The sequence below is a fragment of the Pseudarthrobacter sp. KH_020_B genome, from assembly GCF_057840185.1.
Genome location: NZ_CM174506.1, coordinates 2,061,119 through 2,084,418, shown reverse-complemented (window position 1 = coordinate 2,084,418; position 23,300 = coordinate 2,061,119). Strand labels below are relative to the sequence as shown.

General features: G+C 62.4%; 18 protein-coding genes. 10 read left to right on the top strand and 8 right to left on the bottom strand.

Annotation, left to right across the window (positions count from 1 at the left end; genetic code table 11):
- Window positions 1-93: 93 nt before the first annotated feature.
- The 8 genes from AC3IT0_RS09590 to AC3IT0_RS09555 all read left to right on the top strand — a co-directional run bounded on the left by AC3IT0_RS09590 (window position 94) and on the right by AC3IT0_RS09555 (window position 10,852).
- Window positions 94-1,533 (top strand): PucR family transcriptional regulator, encoded by a 1,440-nt coding sequence (locus AC3IT0_RS09590; protein ID WP_489323463.1) that lies wholly within the window; start codon window positions 94-96, stop codon window positions 1,531-1,533.
- A 373-nt stretch (window positions 1,534-1,906) separates the two neighbouring features.
- A complete protein-coding gene (locus tag AC3IT0_RS09585; RefSeq protein WP_489323760.1) occupies window positions 1,907-3,013 on the top strand; it encodes an alcohol dehydrogenase catalytic domain-containing protein in 1,107 nt (368 codons plus the stop codon).
- A 34-nt stretch (window positions 3,014-3,047) separates the two neighbouring features.
- The gene (locus tag AC3IT0_RS09580; protein ID WP_489323462.1) at window positions 3,048-4,535 is read left to right on the top strand and encodes a flavin-containing monooxygenase; all 1,488 of its coding nucleotides are present in this window, start codon (window positions 3,048-3,050) and stop codon (window positions 4,533-4,535) included.
- Window positions 4,532-5,485: an alpha/beta hydrolase gene (locus AC3IT0_RS09575; RefSeq protein ID WP_489323461.1), complete on the top strand. Its 954-nt coding sequence runs from the start codon at window positions 4,532-4,534 to the stop codon at window positions 5,483-5,485. Before AC3IT0_RS09580 ends, AC3IT0_RS09575 begins: the two co-directional genes overlap by 4 nt.
- A gap of 106 nt (window positions 5,486-5,591) precedes the next feature.
- Window positions 5,592-7,097, top strand: coding sequence for an NAD-dependent succinate-semialdehyde dehydrogenase (locus tag AC3IT0_RS09570; RefSeq protein WP_489323460.1), 1,506 nt, complete (start codon window positions 5,592-5,594; stop codon window positions 7,095-7,097).
- Window positions 7,098-8,475: 1,378 nt separating this feature from the next.
- Window positions 8,476-9,096 (top strand): helix-turn-helix transcriptional regulator, encoded by a 621-nt coding sequence (locus AC3IT0_RS09565; RefSeq protein WP_489323459.1) that lies wholly within the window; start codon window positions 8,476-8,478, stop codon window positions 9,094-9,096.
- The gene (locus AC3IT0_RS09560; protein ID WP_489323458.1) at window positions 9,093-9,647 is read left to right on the top strand and encodes a DUF6036 family nucleotidyltransferase; all 555 of its coding nucleotides are present in this window, start codon (window positions 9,093-9,095) and stop codon (window positions 9,645-9,647) included. Before AC3IT0_RS09565 ends, AC3IT0_RS09560 begins: the two co-directional genes overlap by 4 nt.
- A gap of 281 nt (window positions 9,648-9,928) precedes the next feature.
- On the top strand, window positions 9,929-10,852 hold the full coding sequence (locus AC3IT0_RS09555) for an alpha/beta fold hydrolase (RefSeq protein WP_489323457.1): 924 nt from the start codon (window positions 9,929-9,931) through the stop codon (window positions 10,850-10,852).
- Window positions 10,853-10,949: 97 nt separating this feature from the next.
- On the opposite strand, the gene AC3IT0_RS09550 is transcribed toward AC3IT0_RS09555, so the two are convergent.
- A complete protein-coding gene (locus AC3IT0_RS09550; RefSeq protein ID WP_489323456.1) occupies window positions 10,950-11,150 on the bottom strand; it encodes a hypothetical protein in 201 nt (66 codons plus the stop codon).
- 1,616 nt (window positions 11,151-12,766) lie between these two features.
- On the opposite strand from AC3IT0_RS09550, the gene AC3IT0_RS09545 reads away from it, so the two are divergent.
- Window positions 12,767-13,387, top strand: coding sequence for a helix-turn-helix domain-containing protein (locus AC3IT0_RS09545; protein WP_489323455.1), 621 nt, complete (start codon window positions 12,767-12,769; stop codon window positions 13,385-13,387).
- Window positions 13,388-14,290: 903 nt separating this feature from the next.
- On the opposite strand, the gene AC3IT0_RS09540 is transcribed toward AC3IT0_RS09545, so the two are convergent.
- The 6 genes from AC3IT0_RS09540 to AC3IT0_RS09515 form a co-directional block, all read right to left on the bottom strand.
- Entirely contained in the window at window positions 14,291-14,596 is a 306-nt protein-coding gene (locus AC3IT0_RS09540; RefSeq protein ID WP_354242930.1) for a helix-turn-helix domain-containing protein, read from the bottom strand.
- Window positions 14,596-14,949: a type II toxin-antitoxin system RelE/ParE family toxin gene (locus tag AC3IT0_RS09535; protein ID WP_489323454.1), complete on the bottom strand. Its 354-nt coding sequence runs from the start codon at window positions 14,947-14,949 to the stop codon at window positions 14,596-14,598. The genes AC3IT0_RS09540 and AC3IT0_RS09535 overlap by 1 nt, the downstream gene beginning before the upstream one ends.
- Before the next feature lie 142 nt (window positions 14,950-15,091).
- Window positions 15,092-17,512 (bottom strand): TOTE conflict system archaeo-eukaryotic primase domain-containing protein, encoded by a 2,421-nt coding sequence (locus tag AC3IT0_RS09530; RefSeq protein WP_489323453.1) that lies wholly within the window; start codon window positions 17,510-17,512, stop codon window positions 15,092-15,094.
- Between the two features lie 667 nt (window positions 17,513-18,179).
- Complete coding sequence (locus AC3IT0_RS09525; protein ID WP_489323452.1) at window positions 18,180-18,434, bottom strand: hypothetical protein; 255 nt, start codon at window positions 18,432-18,434, stop codon at window positions 18,180-18,182.
- Window positions 18,435-18,501: 67 nt separating this feature from the next.
- Complete coding sequence (locus tag AC3IT0_RS09520) at window positions 18,502-19,842, bottom strand: FGGY-family carbohydrate kinase (protein WP_489323451.1); 1,341 nt, start codon at window positions 19,840-19,842, stop codon at window positions 18,502-18,504.
- A 42-nt stretch (window positions 19,843-19,884) separates the two neighbouring features.
- Window positions 19,885-20,667, bottom strand: a complete 783-nt coding sequence (locus AC3IT0_RS09515; protein ID WP_489323450.1) for a class I fructose-bisphosphate aldolase — start codon at window positions 20,665-20,667, stop codon at window positions 19,885-19,887.
- Window positions 20,668-21,114: 447 nt separating this feature from the next.
- Here AC3IT0_RS09515 and AC3IT0_RS09510 point away from each other — a divergent pair, with 447 nt between their 5' ends.
- A complete protein-coding gene (locus AC3IT0_RS09510; RefSeq protein ID WP_489323449.1) occupies window positions 21,115-21,897 on the top strand; it encodes a GntR family transcriptional regulator in 783 nt (260 codons plus the stop codon).
- Window positions 21,898-21,971: 74 nt separating this feature from the next.
- On the opposite strand, the gene AC3IT0_RS09505 is transcribed toward AC3IT0_RS09510, so the two are convergent.
- Window positions 21,972-23,279, bottom strand: a complete 1,308-nt coding sequence (locus tag AC3IT0_RS09505) for an MFS transporter (RefSeq protein ID WP_489323448.1) — start codon at window positions 23,277-23,279, stop codon at window positions 21,972-21,974.
- Window positions 23,280-23,300: the final 21 nt, after the last annotated feature.

Here is a 23,300-nt window from a genome sequence, read left to right as displayed (position 1 = left end):
GGGAAGGGTCCAGCATGCGTCGTTGGATGATCTATCCAATTTCCGGCGCCTCAGGGTCGCAACGTACAAAGTCCCGTGCCCTATGCTATACCCATGATCACCCTCGCAAGGCTCGTGGAGGCTGCAAGGCGGGACCTCACGCCCTTCTGGCCGACCCCTCTCCCCCGCGTCGAATTGACGGGCGTTCACGTCTCCGAACTGGAGGATCCTACGACGTTCCTCTATGGGGGTGAGCTTCTCCTGACCGTAGGGATGCAGCTCACCGGCCTCGATAGTGAGGCACGGGGAAAAGCGGCCAGAGATTATGTGCGCCGACTTGTTGAAGGACGAGTGGCGGCACTGGGCCTTGGCCTGGGTTCAGGCCATGCCATGGTTCCCGACGAACTCCGGGCCGCCTGCATCGAAGCTGGCCTTCCGCTTCTGACAGTACCCCGGGAATCACCCTTCCTGGCCGTCTCGCGGGCATACTGGGAGCTTGTCAGGCAAGGCGGCGAGGCCGAACTCACCGCCTTGTTGGGGCTCCAGGTGGCTCTAACACGGGCGGCCGCCCAAGATGACGCGGAGCCAGAGATCGTCCGTGAACTTTCCCGCGCTCTGGGTACCTGGGTTGCCTACCTTCCCGAAGGTGACGGCACTCCCTCGTCCGCGGCGAGCAGTGGTGAACTGCCGTCCGGGCTGTTGGCGGAACTTACGCGGGAATCCGTTATCTTGCGCACTGCACGCAGAGGCGCCACGGGAAATATTCAACTTGGTTCCGGCACGGCTTCGCTTTACCCCGTATCCGACGGTCAGGCTTCCTCCGGCTACCTGGCGCTGGGCCGAAGCGGGCAATTGGCTGCGGCGGAACGCCATCTGTTCCTGACCGCCTCGACGCTCCTTGCTGCCAGAGCGGCCGGACAACGTCGGGCGGCAGCTGAGCGGCGCCGGGCCGAAGGCATGCTTGCGGCACTTGTCTTGGAAGGACATGACGATGCCGCCCGCGTCCTTGCCAAGCAGATGGACTCTGAGCCGCTGCCAGAAACAGCCTTTGTGGCCGTTCTGCCGGATCTTGACCAGTCAGGAGGGCAAACTCCACTGTCCGGCCTCGTACTTGAACGTGATGGTTCCACGTTTGTGCTGCAGGCAGCGTCCAGCCCCCACCCCAAGCTACCGAAAGGTGTCCGCGGCGCGTGGGGTGGCCCGATGCCGCTTCGTCGGTTGCATGAGATTGCAGCCCAGGTCACCGAGGTGGCCGCCACGGCACCGGCAGGGCAGCTCATCCGCGTAGGGCACGGCCTGGATCTCCCTGCCGATGAATGGGTGGATGAACTGCGGGCGCACACCGGCCAACTCCTGGAGACAGTCCGCGCGTACCTGGCTCACCGCGGGCAGTGGGAAGCGGCCGGCCGCGAACTCGGAGTGCATCGAAACTCCGTACGCTACAGAATTACCCAGGCCAAGGAACTGCTCGGCGTCGACCTTGACGACCCTGATGTTGCAGCGCAGCTCTGGCTTGCCCTCCGCAGCCAGTCCCAAGCGACCCAGAAAAAATAGACCCTGCAGCCTCGCCCCCGAGGGCTCCAGACCGCTCTGCCTCGGGTCCACACCGCACCACGCGCCTTCTCCCCTGAACTGAAGCACGCCGTATTTGGCGAATCGTACAAGCGAGCCAGCCTAATTCGACTTTCTGCACGGTGACTTGCTCTATGGGGCTGCCTAATCTCAATGGACAGTCCATCACCGAACCAATCATTTCCCTGGCTGGACTGACAACTACTGCAGCGGATTGCACCCATGGCAGGCGCCAAGGCACTCAGCACCCCAAGAGTCTCCCGGATCGCCCTTCCCTGCATACCTTCACTGGATCACTGAGAGGACAGCCGTGACCATCGAGGACACAACCACAATCACAAGGGCCGCCCGCACCCTGACCATACGCGGTGCGGTACTTGAAACCACCGGGGCAGCGCGGCCCTACGCGGAGACACTTCCCATCCGTGTGGAACACCTTGAACTGGAAGGGCCGGGACGAGGCGAAATCCTGGTCCGCATCGAGGCCGCGGGTATTTGCCATTCGGACCTTTCCGTTGTCAACGGGAACCGACCGCGGCCGGTTCCGATGTTGCTCGGTCACGAAGCGGCTGGCATCGTTGAGGAACTCGGCGAGGGCGTCGATGACCTCTCACTGGGCGAGCGCGTCGTCATGACCTTCCTCCCCCGCTGCGGGGAATGTGCCGGATGCCTATCCAATGGCAAGACACCCTGTGCGGAAGGCAGCTCCTCCAACACCGAAGGAACCCTGCTTGGTGGCAGCCGGAGGCTCTCCCGTGGCGGACAGCCGGTCCACCATCACCTCGGAGTCTCGGCATTCGCCAGCCATGCCGTTGTGTCGCGCCGCTCCGTTGTGCCCGTGGGCGCCGACGTCCCCGCGCACATAGCAGCGCTCCTGGGATGTGCCCTCCTTACCGGAGGCGGAGCCATCCTCAACGTCGCAAAGCCAGGCCCCTCGTCCCGGGTAGCGATCGTGGGGCTCGGAGGGGTAGGCATGGCGGCGCTCATTACGGCCATCGCTGTCGGAGTCGAACACGTCGTGGGCATCGACACACTGCCGGCCAAGCTCGAAGCCGCACGGAACCTCGGTGCCGCTGACGCCATGACCTCATCCGACGCCCTTGCAAGCGGGGAAAAGTTCGACGCCGTCATCGAAGCGGCAGGACATCCGCGAGCCCTCGAAACTGCCATCGCGCTGACAAGGCCCGGTGGCATCACAGTCACCGTCGGGCTGCCTGCGCCGGGCCAGTCGGTCACCATCGATCCCCTCACCCTCACGGCTGAGGCGCGCTCCATCGTTGGCAGCTACCTCGGTTCAGCGGTTCCCGCACACGACATCCCGATTTACGAAGAGCTGTGGCGAACCGGACAGCTCGCCGTTGAAGGCCTCGTTTCGGACACCATCCGGCTCGAAGACATCAACCGCGCCATGGACACGCTCGACGGCGGCCACGCGCTGCGCCAGATCATCACCTTTTCCTGATTCACCCATATTCCAGCTCTAAAGAGAGAACATCATGACTTCCACAAATGACCATGTTTACAGCGCCATCATCATCGGCGCCGGCTTCGGCGGCCTGGGCCAGGGAGCCCAGTTCGTCCAGGAAGGCATCGAGGACTTCCTGATCCTCGAGCGCGGCAACGATGTCGGAGGTGTTTGGCGGGAGAACACTTATCCCGGCGCCGCGTGTGACACACAGGCACTCGTATACTGCTACAGCTACTTCCTCAACCTGAAGGTTTCCCGGATGTTTGCCGGCCAGGACGAACTCCAGGGCTACCTGCGCTCCCTGGTCGAGAAGTTCGGGCTTGGCCAGCACATCCACTTCGGCCAGAACATCACCGATTCCGAATGGGACCAGGACCGCCGCCTCTGGACTGTGCACACTGCAGACGGCTCACAGTTCCTGGCCCGGTCCCTGGTGGCCGCGTGGGGTCAGTTGAACGATCCAAGCATCCCGAATTTCCCCGGTGCGGAGACATTCGAGGGGGTCGCGTTCCACTCCTCTAAGTGGCGCCACGACCTGGACCTGACGGGCAAGCGGGTCGCATCCATCGGCTCAGCGGCCACCGCTGTCCAGTACGTGCCGGAGGTCGCCAAGATTGCAGCGAACCTCACTGTGTTCCAGCGCTCAGCGAACTACATCCTCCCCCGCGGCCAGTACATCTTTACCAATGAAGAGAGCGCCGGTTTCCAGGAAAATCCGGACACGTACCGGCAACTCCGCCAGGAAATCCATGAATTCCGCGAAGCCGGATTCGAACGGACCCGCCGCCACACGGCAGCCTCAGAGGAAGGCGTGCAGCAAGCGCGCGAACACCTCGAAGCCCAGGTGTCAGATCCGGAACTGCGGGCCAAACTCACTCCCGACTACGACTTCGGCTGCAAGCGCATCCTGCGCAGCGACGATTTCTACCCTGCTCTGACCCGCGAGAACGTAGAACTCGTGACAGAAGCAATCACTGAGTTCACACCACGCGGCCTCCGGACAGCAGACGGCGTCGAGCACGAGTTCGACGTGATTATCTACGCCACCGGTTTCAAGAGCCACGCTTTCCAAGGTTCCATGCGCGTGGCAGGACGCGACGGAATCCGCCTCGACGAGAGGTGGGGCAACGCCCCCGAGGCCTACCTTGGCATCACCGTGGACAACTTCCCCAACCTCTTCCTGGTCTACGGGCCAAACACCAACCTGAACCACAACTCCGTCGTTTCGATGCTGGAGGCCCAGCACCGCTACATCTCCCAGGCAGTGGAATACATCGCAGCGGACGAATCACGGCTGCTGGAAGTAGACCGCGGAGTGCTCGAAGAGTTCAACGCGCACGTCCAGGAAGAACTTGGAAAGTCCGCATTCTCCTCCGAATGCTCTTCCTGGTACAAGAACGAGGATGGCCGCGTCATCAACAACTGGTGCGGAACCGTTGAAGAATACCGGGCCCACACCCACGACCTTCAGCTCAACGACTACCTGCAGCTGGCTGAATCAGGGCCCGGGAAGTGACCACCCCCGATATATTCAGCCGGAGGCCGGTCGCGTCGGACGCGTCACCTCCGCTGGAAGAGTTCCGGGCGTCCGGGGGGCGCCCGTTCCACACCTACCCGATCGAAGAGGTCCGGGAGCTCTATGAGCGCGCGTGCGCAGCGAACGGCCTCAGCGGTGATTCACTGCCGTCGGTTGCCGACTTCGATATTGAGGAATTCGCGGTTCGGATTTATGACCCGCGGTCCTACGCCGGACCCACCGCCGTCGTTGTCTTCTTCCACGGCGGCGGATGGGTCATGGGCAGCCTCTCAACCCATGACGGGCTGTGCCGGCGTCTGGCCGCCCTCACCATGCTGCCAGTCGTCGCTGTGGACTACCGGCTTGCCCCTGAGCACCCCCATCCCGCAGCTATCGACGACAGCCGCACGGCCCTGAACTGGTTGTTCTCGTCCGGAACCGAGCATGGCCTGGACGTAACCAGGGCTGTGCTGGTCGGCGACAGCGCGGGAGGGCAGCTCGCCGCCGTCCTGGCAATTGAGAACGCGGCAAGGACCGATCCGCTGCCGGTCGCAGGCCAGGTTCTCATCTACCCCATGCTCGACCTGACCATGTCCTCGCCCTCATATGCACGCGTCACGGAGGGTTTCCCGCTGGTCGCCGACACCATCGCCTGGTTCGCCGACACCTACCTTCCAGAGGACGCCGACCGTGCCGCGCCCAACATCAGCCCGGGCTTGGCTCAGCTCCCGGAAGGGCTTCCACCGGCTTTTGTCATCACCGTGGACAACGATCCCTTGGTCGATGAAGGCGCGCACTTCGCTGCGGCGTTGGCAAAGGCAGGAACGGAAGTCCGGTACCAGCACCTCCCCGGCTACGCCCATGGGCTGTTCACCTCGGCCGGCCGGATCCGTCGTGGCGAGCAAGCAGTTGCCGAAGTCGCCCGATTTATCAGCGATAATACCGCCTAATTCGGGGACCACCTCGTCCCGGCACAACCACCACGGGGCCGACGGTGGTGGTCCTCACTTCCTTAGAGGATCACCACCGTAAGCCACTATTTCTAGGAGACACTTCATGACTACTTCCTTCGCCCGCCAGTCTGCCGTCTTATCAGGCCGCGAGGCCACGCTCCTTGCTTCGGTGCCAACCGGTCTGCTCATCGGCGGACGGTGGGTGGACGCATCCGACGGCGGCACGTTCGATGTGCATGATCCCGCCACCGGGGAGGTGCTCGCCACCCTCGCCTCCGCCACCAGCGCGGACGCGGTTGCCGCTTTGGATACCGCGGACGCCGCGCAGGCGTCCTGGGAACGGACCGCGCCGCGGGTGCGGGCCGAGATCCTGCGCCGGGCCTTTGACCTGGTCACCGCACGCGCCGAGGACTTCGCCCTGCTGATGACCCTGGAAATGGGCAAACCCCTGGCCGAGGCCCGCGGCGAGGTCACCTACGGCGCCGAGTTCCTCCGCTGGTTCTCCGAGGAAACCGTCCGCGACTACGGCCGGTATCTCACGACGCCCGAGGGCAAGAACAAGATCCTGGTGCAGCACAAACCGGTCGGGCCCTGCCTGCTCATCACCCCCTGGAACTTCCCGCTGGCGATGGCCACCCGCAAGGTCGCCCCGGCGATTGCCGCCGGCTGCACCATGGTCCTCAAACCCGCCAAACTCACGCCGCTCACCGCGCAGCTGTTCGCTCAAACCATGATGGAAGCCGGCCTGCCCGCCGGAGTCCTCAACGTCGTCTCCTCCTCGTCCGCGGCCGGGATCTCCGGACCGCTTTTGAAGGACTCCCGCCTAAGGAAAGTCTCCTTCACCGGCTCCACCCCGGTCGGCAAACGCCTCATGGCCGATGCCGCACACAACGTGCTGCGGACTTCGATGGAACTCGGCGGAAACGCACCCTTCATCGTCTTCGACGACGCGGACCTCGACGCCGCCGTCGACGGCGCCATGGCCGCGAAGATGAGGAACATGGGCGAAGCCTGCACGGCTGCCAACCGCTTCCTCGTCCAGGAATCCGTCGCCGCAGAGTTCACCGCCAAGTTCGCCGCCGCGATGGGCGCCCTGGCCACCGGCCGCGGCACCGACCCCGCCACCCAGGTCGGGCCCCTGATCGACGCAGACGCCCGGGATGACGTGCACGCCCTCGTCAGTGCTGCCGTCGACGCCGGAGCGACCGCCGTCACCGGCGGGGCCCTCCCGGACGGTCCGGGCTACTTCTACCCGCCCACCGTCCTCGGCAATGTCCCGAACGACGCCACGATCCTGGGCCAGGAAATCTTCGGCCCCGTCGCCCCCGTCACCACCTTCAAAACAGAGGAAGACGCTATCCGGCTGGCCAACAACACCGAATACGGGCTCGCCTCCTACCTTTACAGCCGCGACTTCAACCGCCTCCTCCGCGTGGCCGAGCAGATCGAGTTCGGCATGGTGGGCTTCAACGCCGGCATCATCTCCAACGCCGCAGCCCCCTTCGGCGGCGTCAAACAATCCGGCCTCGGCCGCGAAGGCGGCTCCGAAGGCATCGCCGAATACACCACCACCCAATACATCGGCATCGCAGACCCCTACACCAGCTAACTGAAATCCCAGAACATCTCCGAGAGGACGCAATACGATGACGCAGCTGATCGCCGAATTCCGGGTCGCGCACAAGGCGGAGTGAAACGAGATGATAGACGCCGCAGTCGAAACTGCCCACAAGAGTCTCGCCGACAAAGCGCATGGTGTACTCGTGACGCGTCACGATTTCCACCATATTTCCGTCGCTCTGTCGCCGGACGTCCCGTTCGGACTCATCCGTGAGCACGACCGGGCCCAACGGCCCTGATCATCTAGCAGCAGGCTCCGCACACAGCACCCCGAGCCCAGCTTCATTCGCCTGGGCCGTAAAGCACAGCTCCCATGGCATCGCGGGCGATCTATCCCTTGATAGGTCGCCATCGCCGACCCCCGGGCGGCAACCAAACGGCCAGCATCCGAGGACTTATGATGACAAGCGTTACCCACCAGCAGACAACGAGCCGGGACGGCCCTCTCCAAGCGGCTGGATCCAGTACCGATCCCCAAAGTGGTTGCGAAGAAAACTGCCACTATTGCGAGGGTCCGGAAACGGATTAGTCCCTCTTTGTTTCCCGGCCGTATTTCTGCGAGGTTGGATGGGTTGATGGAGAATTCTCCGGCATGCAGTGCTGCCGTTGGCAAACCCGCCGCAAAAGAGTGCGTCGCGGGGGGTGGATGGTTCATGCGGATAACCGTGATTCCCTTGGAGCGGGCGCCGTGGTCACAGACAGCACAACGTTCCAGCCGGGTCTTTCTTGCCGCAGCCTTGGCAATCGCCAGAGCATAGGCGGACGGAACGCATCCGGCAGGCCAGCCATCAGCGACCTGGTCAGTCCTCGAAGTTGGCCAGGTGCTCCCGCAGGCCAGGGTAGCTGCTGTTCTCCGCGAGAACCTTTTCGAATTCTTTGCGGGCCAGGGACCGCTGGCCTCCATTCAGCTAGGTCAGAGCCCGCTCAATCAACGCCCTTTGGCGGAGCTCCGCTGGACGGGACCGAATACGCAGGGCCTCCTTGAAGGATTCGCGGGCTGCATCCGGGAACCCTTGCTCGCGGAAATGGAATTGAGTTCGCGACTGCAGTGACCGGCCAGGTATCCGTAAGCAGGCTCCCACGGTGGGGGCCTGAACCGCTATTTCGGTTCAACCGCCCCGGCCTCCAACAGCTAGCGCCTACCGCTCTCAGGAGGACGTCGCGACTAGCCGGAAGTCAGGTCGCTCACCAGCAACCACGTACGCCACACCTCCCCTTTCCATCCGCTGACGATCTCTCTCACCGTTCATCGCGTTTCCGAAGGAACAGGACATGATCTACACGAGCAGGCCCAAGGGCTTCGGCCAGCCAAAGAATGCGCTTGTCACCGTTCGGTGACATAATGGTGTCCAGCGAGGGAGGATTCCATGTCATTTGAAGCCCGTATCGACTCGCCCGCAGCAGTCGGCGCAATCATCCGCGCCCGGCGCCAGGACCGCGGACTGTCGCAGCAGACCCTTGCTGACAGGGCCGGGGTGTCAAGGAAATTCCTCATGGAACTCGAAGCCGGCCACGAACGCGCCGAACTCGGCAAGACGCTCGCCATCCTGGCAGCCCTGGGCCTGTCATTGGAAGCCACAGACCCAATCCCCCGCGGCAGCGACCACGACCCGGCAAGACGCGACTACGCCCAAACCTTCTCCCGGCTTATCGCTGACCGGGACTTCGAGTTCGCCATCAAGATGCTCGCCGACTACGCCACCGCATCCCTCAAAGCCGGCAAGCCCCTGCTCCAGCGCAGTCCGCGGCTCAAGGAGCCCCACTGGTCCGCCGCCCTCGCCGGTATCACCAATTACACCGCGCACCGGCTAGGCCAGCCCGCACCACCCTGGACCCGACGAATCATACCCCTCCACGAGGCCTGGATGCCGGCTGAGTCCTACCGGCACGTCCGGGAAACCATGAAGCAACTCACCATGTCCGAGACACCCGAGGAGCTAGCCGCCATGAACGTCTTCATCCGCGAACGCAGCCTGGCCACCGCATGAGCGGCGGAGAACTCACTGCCGCACAAATTCGTGCTCTCCTCCAGGAACTCGGCCGGCGTCTGCACGCCGAAGGCGTCCATGGTGACGTGAAACTTGTCGGCGGTGCCGCGCTCATCCTGCAGGGCATCGGCAACCGCCCCACCGCCGACATCGATGCCAGCTACGCCGACCAAGCGGCCGTCGACGCTGTCGTCACTGAAATGGCCGCGGAGTACGACCTCGCGCCCGACTGGCTCAGCTCCAACGCCGCAGCCTTCGTGCCCGAGAACGCGACCTGGGTCGAACTCGAACAACTCGACGGACTCACCATCCAGGCGGCCGACACCGAAACGCTCCTGGCCATGAAAATCGCCGCCGAACGCGATAAAGACACCCTCGACATCGCCCGTCTCCTGCGCCGCCTGAACATCACCAACGCCAACGACGCCGTCACCCTCGCCTACAACAAATACGGCGAACACTCCATCCCCCTGGCAGCAGGCCGCGACAATTACCTCATCGTCGTCGACGACGCACTCGACGCAGCCACCACCCTCGAACCCGACGATTAATTTGCCGGATCCGCCTTCCAGAAAGCGCCCCAACCTGGCCCCCAACGTTTGGATCACCATCGGGCGCCGAGACGATACAATCGCCCGTGCCTGTTCGTGGGCGGAAACCCTTTCTGCCAAGAGGACACTCTCAACACAATCCGTGCAGATGGCTGTACTACGACCTTCTCGGCCAGCAGGCTCTTCCCGACTCCCGGAGGAGTGTGGATCGGTGGCGTGATGTGCTCGTTTATGAGGCAAAAGGATGCCTGCGAAATCAGCACAGACAGGCCAATTCACGCTTGTATCCGGACCTGCCGGGGATGGGCCGCACCCCCGCGCCCGGGACGGTCAAGAGCAACAATGACGTGCTGGACGCTCTGCTGGGCCTGATCGACAGCACCATCGGTGATGAGCCATTTCTTGTATTGGGTCATTCCTACGGTGGGTACCTGGCCCGGGCGATCGCCAACCGGAGACGCGGCCGGGCCCTCGGGCTCGCGCTCATCTGCCGCGTTGGCGCGCGGACGCGTGACGTGCCCGAGCACCAAGAACTTGTTTCGATGGCCGATCCGGCCGGCGAACTGGACCCGGATCTCGAAGCCACGTACCGCAGCTACTTCGTGGTGCAAACGGCGGAAACACTGCGCCGGTTCCAGGAGGATGTGGCTCCCTCTGCGTCCCTCGTTGACGAAGAAGGCCTGATGCGGATCTTTTCCCACTGGGAGCTGGCGGACGGGCCGGCAGCCGCGAAATCCTATCCCCATCCAGTGCTAATCCTTGCCGGACGCCAGGATGCCACGGCCGGGTACACAGACCCCTGGGAACTGCTTGACCACTACCCCCGCGCTACCTTTGCCATGCTCGATCGCGCCGGCCATGCGCTGCTGCACGAGCAACCCGGCCTGGTGCACGCACTCGTTGTCGAATGGCTGGCGCGCGTGCGCGGCAGTCAACAACCTGACCACCCGTCCCACCAGGCAGTCCGGCGTGGCCGGCGCCCGTGTGCCTGGGCGGTCACCTGGCTGGCGCCACCACGTCCTCCAGCACTGACCTGTCGAAAAAACGGACCTCACCCGTTGCCTCGAAGAACACCGGAACCACCGATGTACTCGGGTCCTTGGACGTTTCGTAGATCTCAGCCGCACTCCCGTGCTTCCTGGCAATTGTTCCAACCAGCTCGGTACCGCGCACCCGAACAGTTCGATATTTGTAGCTCATCGTGACCCCTTCGTTGGCTAGGGCAAACCCTACCCCTGGGAGTTCCCCTTTTGGGAGGTTGGCTGTTATGGCGCCAGCACCAATGGTGGCGGTAGCTTCGGATTACTTTTCCATCGAAGCAGCCGAAATACCGGAGGTACCGCTGGTGCAGGGCTTGTCCACGTCACTAATTCTGATCGCCTTGCTGGCCATCGCAGCGCTTCCGCGGCGCGCTTCCTTGACCGGGTGGTCAAAGTGCGCATCGTGGTCTTCGAGATCGTCCTCGAAAGCATGCTCGGCCCCCACCTGTTGGGGTGGATCCACCCCGCCGATTTCACGGCGAGGTGGCGATCGGTACGGCTATTCGGACCGCCCGCCGGTCGCCGGCTTAAGTGCAGGCTTGCCGGTCGCCATGCGGCAGGGCTGTCCCGGCTACGCGCCAGCCTGCCCCGTCCCACACCAAGATGTAGGCGATCCGCCAACCGGAACAGGCCTGTCCCGCCACCCCCGTGAGGCGACTTGAATTAGAGGTGTGCGCGTGTCCACACTTTATCGGAAACTTGTCGACACACTCTGGTCCAAAACGCCCCTGAACTGCGACAACATGATCCTGTTGGCGGGTCGCAGCCCCACACACCACCATTACCCGTGCGTTGCGAACCCGCGTTCTCCGCTAAATCCCTGCGGACTCAGAGCAGAGATTCGCGAACATCTCGTCGCGGGGTCATGTCGGAACCGCGGGCGGATGGCATGGAGAGGTGACAGCGTGAGGTCGCGGAGCATAATCCGAACGGGGCACGGCAGCTACGAACTCCCCGCCGCCGGCACGCGCGCCGTTCCAGCCGGCGCCCTCGACGGCACCCTCGCCGCGGCCACGACAGGCTTCCACGCCCGGTCTCCTCCGCGGGTCACATCAGAATCGTCGTCGCAGAACATGGATACGTATCATCAGAACCGGACGAGCAGCGGAAAGGACTAACGAGATGGCCACTTGGGCAGCCGATCAAACCGTCAAGAGGCGAGGGACACCGATTTTTTCTCCAGGTCATGTCGCATGGAACGTCCGGACGCATGAAGTGGTGCTGGCAGAACCTGCAGGAACGGGCGGTAATGCAAGGTGAACAACCGCCCGCGGACACCGTGTGGACAATGTCCACACCCCTTTGGCCGGACAAACGGCCACATTCCCGCTCCCCCAGACTCCAAGATGGAGCGAAACTAGGGAAAGGATCTCAAGAAATCTCGTCCAGGTCATGTCATCAGCGCAACCGCGAGAGATGAATAGGTGACAGACCAACTACGGCCGCCACAGCAACCGGAAAGGAGACACAAATGCCCCCACATCCCAGCAAGCGGAGGGCCTACTCCGGGTCATGAGCCCGCCACCCACAAAACTTCATAGGCGACTGCGGCGCCAGGCACAGCCCGCGGCCAGTGTCAGAGGGACCTGACCACATGATTTGTACACACGTTAGAGCAAAAATCCCCTCTGACGAGGGGTTATACGTGCCCGAGGTGGGACTCGAACTGCATTCCAGCCCTTGCAAACACTGGCCTCCCCCGGAAACATGCGGAATCCGTCCCGAACCGACCCCAGTACGACCCGATCCGAAGCCCAGGGTGTGCACATTGTGCACACCCCCATTTTTGCCTTTCGGCGGCAACACCGGCTCGCTGGAAGTGGCAGCAGCAGACGATACCGACCGCAGAAGCGACACCACACCAGTCACCAATCCGGATTCGCCAGGATCATGACTTTCGGGCACGAATCGAGGAACCACGTTCATCATCTCCTCCCTTTCACCCGTCGACGATCTCCCTCTTCATCGGTCATTCGAGGGCGGAAGACATGACCGGCCCGACTAAATGCAGAGGCTCTGCCAAAAGCGGTACTCCTGTCACCGTTCGGTGACATAATGGAGTCATTAAGGGAGGATTCCATGTCATTGGAAGTCCGTATCGACTCGCCCGCGGCAGTTGGCGCAATTATCCGTGCCCGGCGCCACGACCGCGGACTGTCGCAGCAGTCCCTCGCCGAAGCCACGGGCGTCTCACGGAAATTCCTCATAGCTCTCGAAGCAGGCCACGAACGCGCCGAACTCGGCAAGACCCTGGCCATCCTGGCAGCCCTTGGCCTGTCGCTGGAAGCCGCTGACCCCATCCCCCGCGGCAGCGACCACGACCCGGCACGGCGCGACTACGCCCAGACCTTCACCAAATTGATCGGCGAACGGGATTTTGAGTTCGCCATCAAGATGCTCGCAGACTACGCCACCGCATCCCTCCGGGCCGGCCGACCGCTGCTTCAGCGCAGCCCCCGACTCAAAGAACCACACTGGTCCGCAGCCCTGGCCGGCATCACCAACCACACCGCACACCGGCTCGGCCAGCCCGCGCCGGCCTGGACCCGACGCATCAAACCCCTGAACGCAGCATGGATGCCCGCCGAGTCCTACCGGGGCATCCGCGAACCTATGAAGCAACTCACCATCTCCGAAACACCCCCGGAACTCGCCGCCATGAACGTCTTCATCCGCGAACGCAGCCTGGCTAACGCATGAGCGGCGGAGAACTCAACGCCACACAGATCTAGCTCTGCCTCGGCCCCTGAAGCACAAGCCCAATGACGGCGCCACCCACCTCGGCGGCGAATTGCCAAGGCCATTCTAGGAACCTGCCAACCCGACCTTCGAAGGGATGCTGTAGTAACGACTCCGTCCGACGCGCTTAATGAGGCCGTGACGGACAAAGCCTTCGAGGAGATCCAGGACTTCAGCGCGATTGAGGTTCGCCGAGACTCGTTCTGCATGCGCTCGTCGGAGTTTAAGCATTGCCGGCATGTCCTCAAAGGTGGACGCGGCTTCGACAGTGAGGGTGCCGTGCAGGGCGAGCAAATGTCCAACGTCGTGTCGGTTGAGTCCAGGTGTCCGCCCGGTGTGGTTGCGGTGGTTCAGTTTAACGAATACCTCTTCGAGCGTTGGCTCAGAGCGGTTCTCCGGGTAGCGACAGCCGCGGCAGACCCAGGGGTTCACATTAGAACGGCGCGATTCAGGCAACTTGAAATATCCTGTCACCTAGGACGACAGTCCCTCCGCAAATTCCGCAGACACCGGGAAACTTGGCAACGATGCCAAACCTCTCCTCATAGTTTCCTCGAGCCTGCTTCATGACCGCCGGGGGTCGACAGTTGGCCAAGACCTCCGTGTTTGTCATAAGACAAACCTACTGCGATAGCAGCAAGAAACGACCCTGACCTGCAGAGACAATGTGCCTGAGGTTGGACTCGAACGGGCTTCCAGACTCAAAACACTGGACTCTGCAGGAAACACGCGGAATCCGGACCCGTCGGGCAGCAGGACGGGGAAGCCCGGGGTGTGCTCATCGTGACACCCTTCCTCCCGCATTTGAACCTCCCTGTCGGCATGGCAAAACGACCGCTGTGGCGGACGTGCCGAGTCGCTATGTCAGGCGATTTGGATTCGTTCGTCGCCGAGTTCAACCTCGACACGAAGCCGGCCACCCAGCGCCTCGACGTATTTTCGCAAGGTGTCTACCTGAGCACGATCGATGTCACCGTGTTCGATGCGGGACACCCTGTTCTGGCTGACATGCAGGCGCCCAGCCAGCTCCACCTGCGTCAGCTCAGAGGCCTCACGGAGCTCCCGGAGGCGGTAGGCCCGGACCTCATCGACCATGCGCTTCTTGTGGGCATCAACAGCAATCCGGTCAACAGGACGCTTGGCCAATAGTTCCTCAATGGACTTCGCCATTACGTCTCTCCTTTCAGAATCCTCAGATGATCCTCAAGCAGATCATCCGCAACCGGAATGTTCGTCTTGTACCACTTGGCCCAGCTTCCTGCCTTGTCCCCCGCGACAAGCAGGATCGCCCGCCGCTCCGGATCAAAGGCAAATAGGATTCGGAGTTCCGACCGCCCGCTCGATCCCGGCCGCAGCTCCTTCATGTTCTTATGCCGTGAACGAACCACAGTGTCGACCAATGGACGGCCAAGTTGAGGTCCGCGATCGGCGAGCAGCTCTAATGCGGCAACAATCTGCTCATACGAGTCTTGGTCAAGACCTAACAGCCACGGCTCCACGAGTCCCACGTCAACATTCCACATCGAGTTCATCATACAACTCACGGGTGCTACAACTCAAGTGTTGTATTGCCCGTCGAGAAGGCCCGCAATGCGGACGATCTCATCAAATTCGCCCCGGGACTCACGCAATCGTTCATCGCACGCCGGCATGTTGAGAACGATGTCATCTGCTTATGAGCTTGCGCGGATCAGGGAACCCGAGCGAGACATAGCCCGGAGCCCGCTTGTTCAGGGATGCGGCCAGTACGGGTGTTGATGCGTCGTAGTAGTCGTGAACTGTCGCCACAGTTTTCCCTGGGTATGGCCGGATTACCCGGCCGACGTACTGGACCAATCTGCCTTTGAACGACACAGGCGCTGCAAGGAACAGGGTATCCAGTTTGGGGCAGTCAAAGCCTTCTCCGATGTATGAGCCGGTGCCCAAGACCAGCAGAGGCTGCGCATCATCGGTGGTGGCAAGAAGGTCGACGGCGGCCTGTCGTTCCTTGGCTTTCATCGCCCCAGTGAAAGCCACCGGCTTCAGACCAGCCGCCTCAAACCGGGACCTCAGGGACTCAAGATGGGCTTTCCACGTAGTCAGTACAAGGATTCGGGAGTTCCGTTCGTAAGCTTCAATGACGTCGTCGTAAATTTGCTGTAGGCGTTCCTCATTGGCGATCAAGTCCTTGTAGATGGCGGCGATCCCGCCTGGTTCGCTGGGGTCGGCGGCGCCGTCGTACGCGTATGAGGTCCGGTGCAGTTCCAAAGTCAGGGTCGGTTCGGCAATCTGTTGTGCGTGCGTTGGCAGCTGCTGCGGAACAGCTGGGGAAATCGTGTGTGAGATTTGGCCGAGCTGGTGGTAGATCAGCCAGTCCAACTTGTCCCGCCGGTACGGTGTGGCCGTCAGCCCCAGCCAGTACCGGGCCTGGATCTGGTTCAGGACGTGGGTGAACGCTGCCGCCGGGACGTGGTGACATTCGTCCACGATGACGAAACCGTAGCCGGCGGTCAGCTCGGCAACATTTTCCCGCCGTGCCAGCGTGGGCAAAAGCGCGACATCGACCCGACCCGTCGTTTTGGCACGGCCACCTCCGATTTGGCCGCACTTCTCGTCCAAGAACTCACGGATGCGGCTGCGCCATTGCTCCGCCAAAGCCTTGCGATCAACCAGAATGAGCGTTGAGACGCCACGAAGTGCCATCGCAGCACACGCCATAACGGTCTTTCCGGTGCCGGGCGGGGCCACCAGGACTCCGTGCTCGGCGGCAGTAGCGGCGTCCACGGCATCTTGTTGTTCCCCGCGCAGGCGGGCCGAGCACTCGAAGCTATGGGCAGTGCCTTCCGACCGTTGATCATCGATGCGCAGCGCGCTGCCACTTGATTCGACCAGTAGCTTCAAGAAGGGCAACAACCCACGCGGCAGGATGAGGTCGCCGTCAAGGGTTTCGTCGTAGTTGCGCAGGTATCGGGAAATATTCCAGGTGGATCGCCTCTGGCGTTGGCGTTCATAGAACTCCGGGTTCGGCATGGAAGCGGCATGCTTGACGGCTGAGATCATGGCTGGTCCAAGGTCTGCTGCCTTGATAGTAAGGCGTGATGCGAATGCGACTCGGACGATCAGAGAGGGGCGTGGAACGATCTTGGACGATAGCGGCAGTTCGAGCCGGCGAACCTCTTGTCCCAACTTGACGGCAGGCAGCCTTCGGACGTGGGTACTAACTTCCCGCTCCGAAAGCCGATCCAGGCTGGACAGGTACGCCCATTGGTCCTCATATGGTTCGAGAGTCGTAGTGTCGAGGAACAACGTAGTGCCGTGCTGGCGGCGCTTGCCGTTCAGCGGCGCAGCAAGCAGATTGCCCATGCCTTTGCCCGAATGAACGTCCTGGGCAGGAAAAAGCCTGTCATAGCTGGCCAGACTCATGCTGCCACGCAATGCCATCGCCTCGTGGATCAGACCAGTGCCAAGCTGGCGTGCTGCGGACGCCGGTATGGCGGTACTGAAGAAGATCCACACATGGGCGCCACGTCCGGACTGGGACACTTCCAACGCTGCAGGAATTCCCCGAAAGCGAGCAGCCTTAACGTACGCCAACGCATCCAGCATTGCGGCGCCGCCGTCAAAGTCCGCCGCCACCCACCAACAGGTGTCCTGTTCAGTCAAGGGATAGAGGCCAATGTGCTGCACTCCGCGCAAATGATCCGCAACAACGAACGGAGTAAGCGGCAGGAAATTGGCACCCGCGATGTTCGCGCCCTTGCGCCAACCACCGACGACCGCAGGAACCCAGCCGGAGCGGCCGTCCCGCGAGTTTTCCCACCGGACTGCGTAGACATCCCTGCGCGCCCTGAACAAGTCCTGGAACAGACGGACTTTCGCTTCCGGAGTCGATTCCATGGTTACCGGACCATGGTGCACCACCGAAGGAATTGCTGCCTGGGCCAGGTGTGCTGCCTCTGATTCCCCTTCCGTGAGTTCCAAGAGTTTCCGCAGCCTGGCATTATCGAGGCGCAATTCGTCGAGCTCACGTCTCAGCGCCCTATCTGCCGCGGCGGAAAGGCCCGGCAACGCAGTTTGACCACCAGCTTCAGGAGTGTCTTCAATCACTGTTCCATTGTGGTCGGCGGAAGCCACCATGCCGAAACCAGAAGAAAGTCATCCAACGAAGTTGGTATGCGCAGGAACGCCAACTGCGCACGTCCCCAACTTGAGACAAGTCATGTAGCCGCGACCCCACCCGGCCATGAAAGGGAAAGAGCGCGGAACCATCAGCCACACCTAGAACGGAGCTGCTCGGCCATAGCAAAGGACCCCGAAGGGGCCCACATGTGAACATTTGTGCACACTCAGAGGCTCACAAGCCTCTGAACAGGGGAAACACGTGCCCGAGGTGGGACTCGAACTGTATTCCGGCCCTTGCGAACACTGGGAACTCCCGGAAACCTGCGGAATCCGGCCTGATCCGACCCCTATACGGCCCAGTCCGAGGCCCAAAGTGTGGACACTGTCCACACCCCGATTTCGCCGTTCAAAGCTCTTTAGACAACGACCGCTCCCCGCAACGAAGGGGCGCGGTTGTTCTTTGCCCTGACGGATTGTGAGCCGGGCGGTACAGACTCACATGACCAGCCACAGAACCGCCGACCCCACGAACCGGGTAGTTCCCTTCCATCGTTGTCCTGTGCCTCTATCGCGTCTCCTGGGGAGAGGAGCACCAGGAGCTCAAGTTCATCCCACGACATCTGACCGGTCACTTCGTCGGGTGCAATTTGGGTCAATCACGACAGGTTGAGTCCGAAGTTACGGATTCCGTCAGCCGCCGTTCCTGGATCTGTCCGTATGGAACTTCCTTGCTGAGGGCGACCGTGTAGAAGGCGTAACAGTGTTGGGTTACCAGCACACCGTGACGACCGATTTCCAGGGCGTGGCTAACTGCGCGGTCCACGGCGCCGTTCAGGTCTTCACGGATGTGGAGTGGCTGGTCGCCCCTGACTTCCAGAAGGAAGGAGGACTCAGTGTTTTCAGTCATGTATTTCCTTAGCGCAGTCCTGCTGCGGCTCGCCGAAAGGCGTCTTGGCTGAGGGGTGTGGGCGGGATTAGATGTTGGTGGCCTTCAATGAAAGGGCTGTCGGGGCGGAATCGGGCCAGTTGATGGCACGTGCTGCCAGCAGCGCCGCGCCGACGGCGGTGACCTCCGGCTCGGGTACGATGCGCACGTCGGTGCCGATGACGGTCTTTTTGATGTCGATCCAGCCCTGTGATCTGGCCCAGCCGCCAGCGACATAAACCGGAGCGCCGGGGGGCATTTTGGAAGCTACGGCCCGGATGGCAGCCCCGCCCATCCGGGCCAGGGCACCTGCCGCCGCCGAAGCGCGCGACAAGGGGGCAGCTGGGGCGTCGCTGGCATACCGCGGCCGCACGCCGCCTTGGCCGCCTGGAATAAAGCATTCTGAATGGAGGTATTCGTCCGGTTTTTGGCTTCCGGCAATGATCGCCTGAAACGCGGCGGCAACGGCGGGGTCCTGTGAAGTCCAGTGGACGTTGCGGGCCAGCTCGGTGACGTTCAGGAGTGTGCTTCCTTGGCTGAGTATGCCTGGCGCGGTATCGCACCTGCCGAATCGGGGTACGTTCGCGGTCGGGGATTGGGCCACCACCACTTCGGCGGTGCCCATGGAATCAAGAATCGCGCCGGGGTGTAGCTGGTCGACGCCCCACCCGCCGATGGGGTGGTCGTGGCCGCCGGCGACGACGGTGGCGTGAGGTGCGAGGACTCCGGCGCGGCTCAGGCGAGGGGAATGCAGTGGTCCGATCAGTTCTCCGGTTCTAATGACTTCTGGCAGTAGTTCGGTCGAACCGAGCGTCATCTCGACGCGCTCTGTCAGCCAGGTCCGCGTCCGTCCGTCCCAGGCAGCGGTGCGTGCTGCGAGACTGTCGCTGATGAACGACCTGCGGGACCAGTAGCTCGAGGCGTAGTCAGCGATGGCGGCCCATGATGCGGCTTTGCCGCTGGTGTCCTGTTCGCTGGACCAGAGCCAGCCGGTGAGGGTGTGGGAAGGATTAGTGCTGACACCGAGCCCTTCCGCGGAGGGAAGACGCGGCTCCAGGCCCTCGAAGAGGCGGGTCCGGCGTGGGTCGAACCATGCCAGGGCTCGGCCCAATGGTTGGCGGTCCTTGTCCACGAGAATGCCATCTTCTCCCACGCCGGCTGATGCCACGGCGGCAACGATGTACTCGGCGCCGCAGGCCTCGAGGATCATGTCTTCAATTGCGTCCAGGATTCCCTGCGCGTCGATTGAAAGGTCGGTGGGATTGCGAGGTGTCGCTTGCCGTGCCCGTGCGACGACGCGGCCGGTGCGGTCGAGTGCGACGACCTTGAGGTTCGTGCTGCCGATATCGATGCCGCAGACGACCTCTGTACGTTCGCTCGATCCGCCCATATTTCGCCATCCTCCTGGTTGATGCGGTATTAGGTTGCCGGCCTAGTCGTTGAAGGAAACGCTCTTGGTCAGGGAAGAAATTTCGGCGAGAGTCTTCTCGGCGACGATGCGTTCACGCTGCCAGATGTTCCGGCCGACGATAACACCTCGAGCGCCGGCGCGGATGGTTCCTGCAACTGCGTCGATAGTATCTGCCGACTCGCCAGCAAGGGGGCCGCCGGCGATGACGAGGGGCACACCGAGTTCATCGACGAGGCGTTTGGTGCGCTCTTCACCGGGAAAAGCAATCTTGATGATGTGGGCGCCGAGGTCGTAGGCGATACGGGCGACCTTTTCCTCCTCGGCGGCGACCTCTTCGGTCCGCGGGGCACCGATGAGAACCGGCTCCAGAACCAGTGGAATATCCCAGTGGTCACAGGCTGACACGACTTGTCCGACTCGGGTGCACATGGCGACCCTCTCGGCGTTTGACATGTTCCACGGGAAGAGCATCTTGACGGCGTCGACGCCCATCCGGATTGCTTCTTCAACCGTGGTGACAAGCCCGTGTGCGCCGTTGCCGTCCATGTCCCGGTAGTCGTAATAGGTATCGAGGGTGAGCACGCGGCTCAGATGCTGGTTCTGAGCGAAGAACCGCTCAGTCTGCTTGACCTGGCCCGGGGTCATCATGAAACCTGTGACACCCTGGTTAGCCCATGCGGCGAACGGAGCCGAGGGGGTTTCAAGGCCCTCGATGCGGTTGAAAATCAGGCCGTGGTCAACAGGCATGATGATTGCGACGCGATTGCTCGGCAGCGTACGGCGCATACGGTAAACCATGGACATTGAAGCCTGCTTTCTGTAGACGAGCCACGTTGCTGTCGAAGAGCTTTTACATGAATAGCGTCCATTGTCGATCCAAGCCGTCCTGCACGATCTGTACGTACAGTATGGACGGATGAACTCTATTCGCTGACACTGGACGCCGTCAAGTCCCGCGGCGACCGAGCCATGCGCCGAGTACGGCACAAGATAGGTTGGTGCCCCATGTCGCCAGTGGGCAAATTAGGCCCAGTTGGCGACCGTCCCCGTTCTTGAAGCGTTCACTCCCCCATCGTCATGCGGACGTCGCAGCCGTATCGTGAGGGGCACTGGGGCAGGGTGAGGGTTCGATTCGAGATATACCGCTTCACGTCTTAGAAAAGTGTGCGGTTCAGCTGACTGTACTGTACGGTCGGTCTATAATGAGCCAGACAATGTATCCACGCTGAGACCTCAACGAAGGAGGGCCTCGTGTCACTAGCAGCTTCTGAGGCGATCGACCGTCAGTCCCCGACACCTTACTACCGCCAACTGTTCGACGTCCTCGAACGAAGGATGGCCTCCAAAGAGATCGAATCCGGCGAGCGGTTGCCGAGCGAGAATGAGCTTTGCACAGAGTTCGGATTGTCCCGCGCGACGGTGCGCCAGGCGTTGAAGCTGCTCGAATCCAGCGGGCTGGCCCACCGTATTCCAGGCAGAGGGGTCTTTGCCAGCGAGCCAACAGCGGACCGGGGCTGGGTGATTCAAGGCCAGCAGGGATTCCTGGAGAACGCCATTGGCCACCAGAACAGGCCCGTCACCACCCAGGTATTGCGCTCAGGCCCGGTCGTCCTGCCCGAGAGCGCCTGCCGTTCGTTGGAACTCCCTGAGGGGACTAGGGGCTTCGAGCTGGTCCGCGTGCGGTCCCTCGATGGCGTTCCTGCCCTGTACAGCATCAACTACAGCCCGCCGGCCGTAGCGCCGGTCATCGCCGGCGCGCACGATGTCCTGGCCGGGCAGGCTTCCCTGTCCGGGCTGTTGACAGGTGCCGGCTACGGTCTGGGCGGTGCCAACCGGACCATCCGGGCGGTGAACCCTACGCCGGAAATCGCAAAAGCACTGAACGTCACGGACTCCTCACCCCTGCTCCGGATCCACTCCACGTCCTGGACCACGGGCGGGGAACGCTTCGATGTCTATGAGACGTGGGTCCGCAGCGAAATCGTTCCCATCGAGGTAAACGTCAGCACCGTGGACCTCAGCACCGGCCGCTGAAGCCGGGCATGGAAGTGCCTCCGTTTCACAAACTGAAACGGAGGCACTTCATGTTTTGGAAAGTCGGGGCTCGGCTAAACCCCGGCCAGTTCCGATGCAGGGGCTGAACTTTTGAGGGCCTCCGCCTCATCGGGCACCCGAAGCCACCGGACTGCCCCACCGGCCGCGAGATACAGCGACGCGAAAATGATCGTGACTCCTCCCGGTCCGACGAGACCGAGGAAGACAGCGACGATCAGTGGCCCGACGAACGTTGCTGCGCCGGCGCCCAGGTTCAGGAGGGCGATGGCGTTGCCTTTCTGCCCAGGCGCCATGAGGGACATCAGCACCGAGATCGGAGTGAACCCGGCAAGGGTGACGCCGTAGAAGGCAGCGCACGCAACGGCGACCCAGTACTGCGAGCCGGTCAGCTGTGGAACGAAGTAGAGGCACAGCGAACTGACGGCCGAACCGATGCAGCCGAACCACCGCAGGGTGCGGTGCCAGCCGAGACGGTCGCTGAGCACTCCGAAGAACAGGTTGGCGAAGATGTTGGCGAATCCCATGGTGAAGATCAGCTGGAGCCATCCGGCCGTGCCGAAGCCGAGCCCGGTGGCGAAGACCGTCGGCAGGAAGACGAGGAAACCAAACTGCGGGGCGGTGTTGACCACGCGGATGAGGCAGCCCAGACCGACGCGCGGGTTCGTGAACGCAATGGCGACGCTGCTGAGCATGCTCTGCCTTGCGGTTACTCCCGGTGCGGCTAGGCGGCCGCCGCCTTTAGCGTGGCGAATGCCGACGAGGGCGACGATCCCGCCGGCCACGACCATGATGAGTGAGACCCAGAGAGTCAGGTATTCGCCGATGATCGGCTGTGTGCCGCTGGCCATGAGTGAACCGAGGGTGGGAAGGCCGCCGGTAAAGGCGAAGTAGAACCAGCCGACGGCGGACCCCAGACGGTTGGCGGGGCTTCCGGCAAGGATCCAGACGAGGAATCCGTAGGCGAACAGCGGGTAGCCGAATCCCCTGATTCCGTAGGAGATCAGCATCAGGGTGAAGTTTTGAGATGGCACGGCAACGGCGAGGAACACAACTTCAAAGATCACCCAAACTGCCAGGCCGGACAGCATGACCCGGCGGGGACCCCACACGTCGGAGAGGGCCCCGGCCAGCCAGGAGCCGACAGCGACGATGAGGCCGTAGACGGTGATAATCACCGCTGCGCCGGTTTCCGTACCGGCGCCATTGGCGGCCAGGTATGGGGCGATGTAGCCGGATTCGACGCCGTCTCCGACCATGAACAGCAGGAGGCCCACGAACCCCCAGGCGAGGGGCTTGGGCAGGCCGAGCCTCTCCAGCAGGGGTGGGCGTCCGGAAAGTGTGCGGGGATGAAATGCAGACATGGGTGCTTTCTTGGCTGGGTT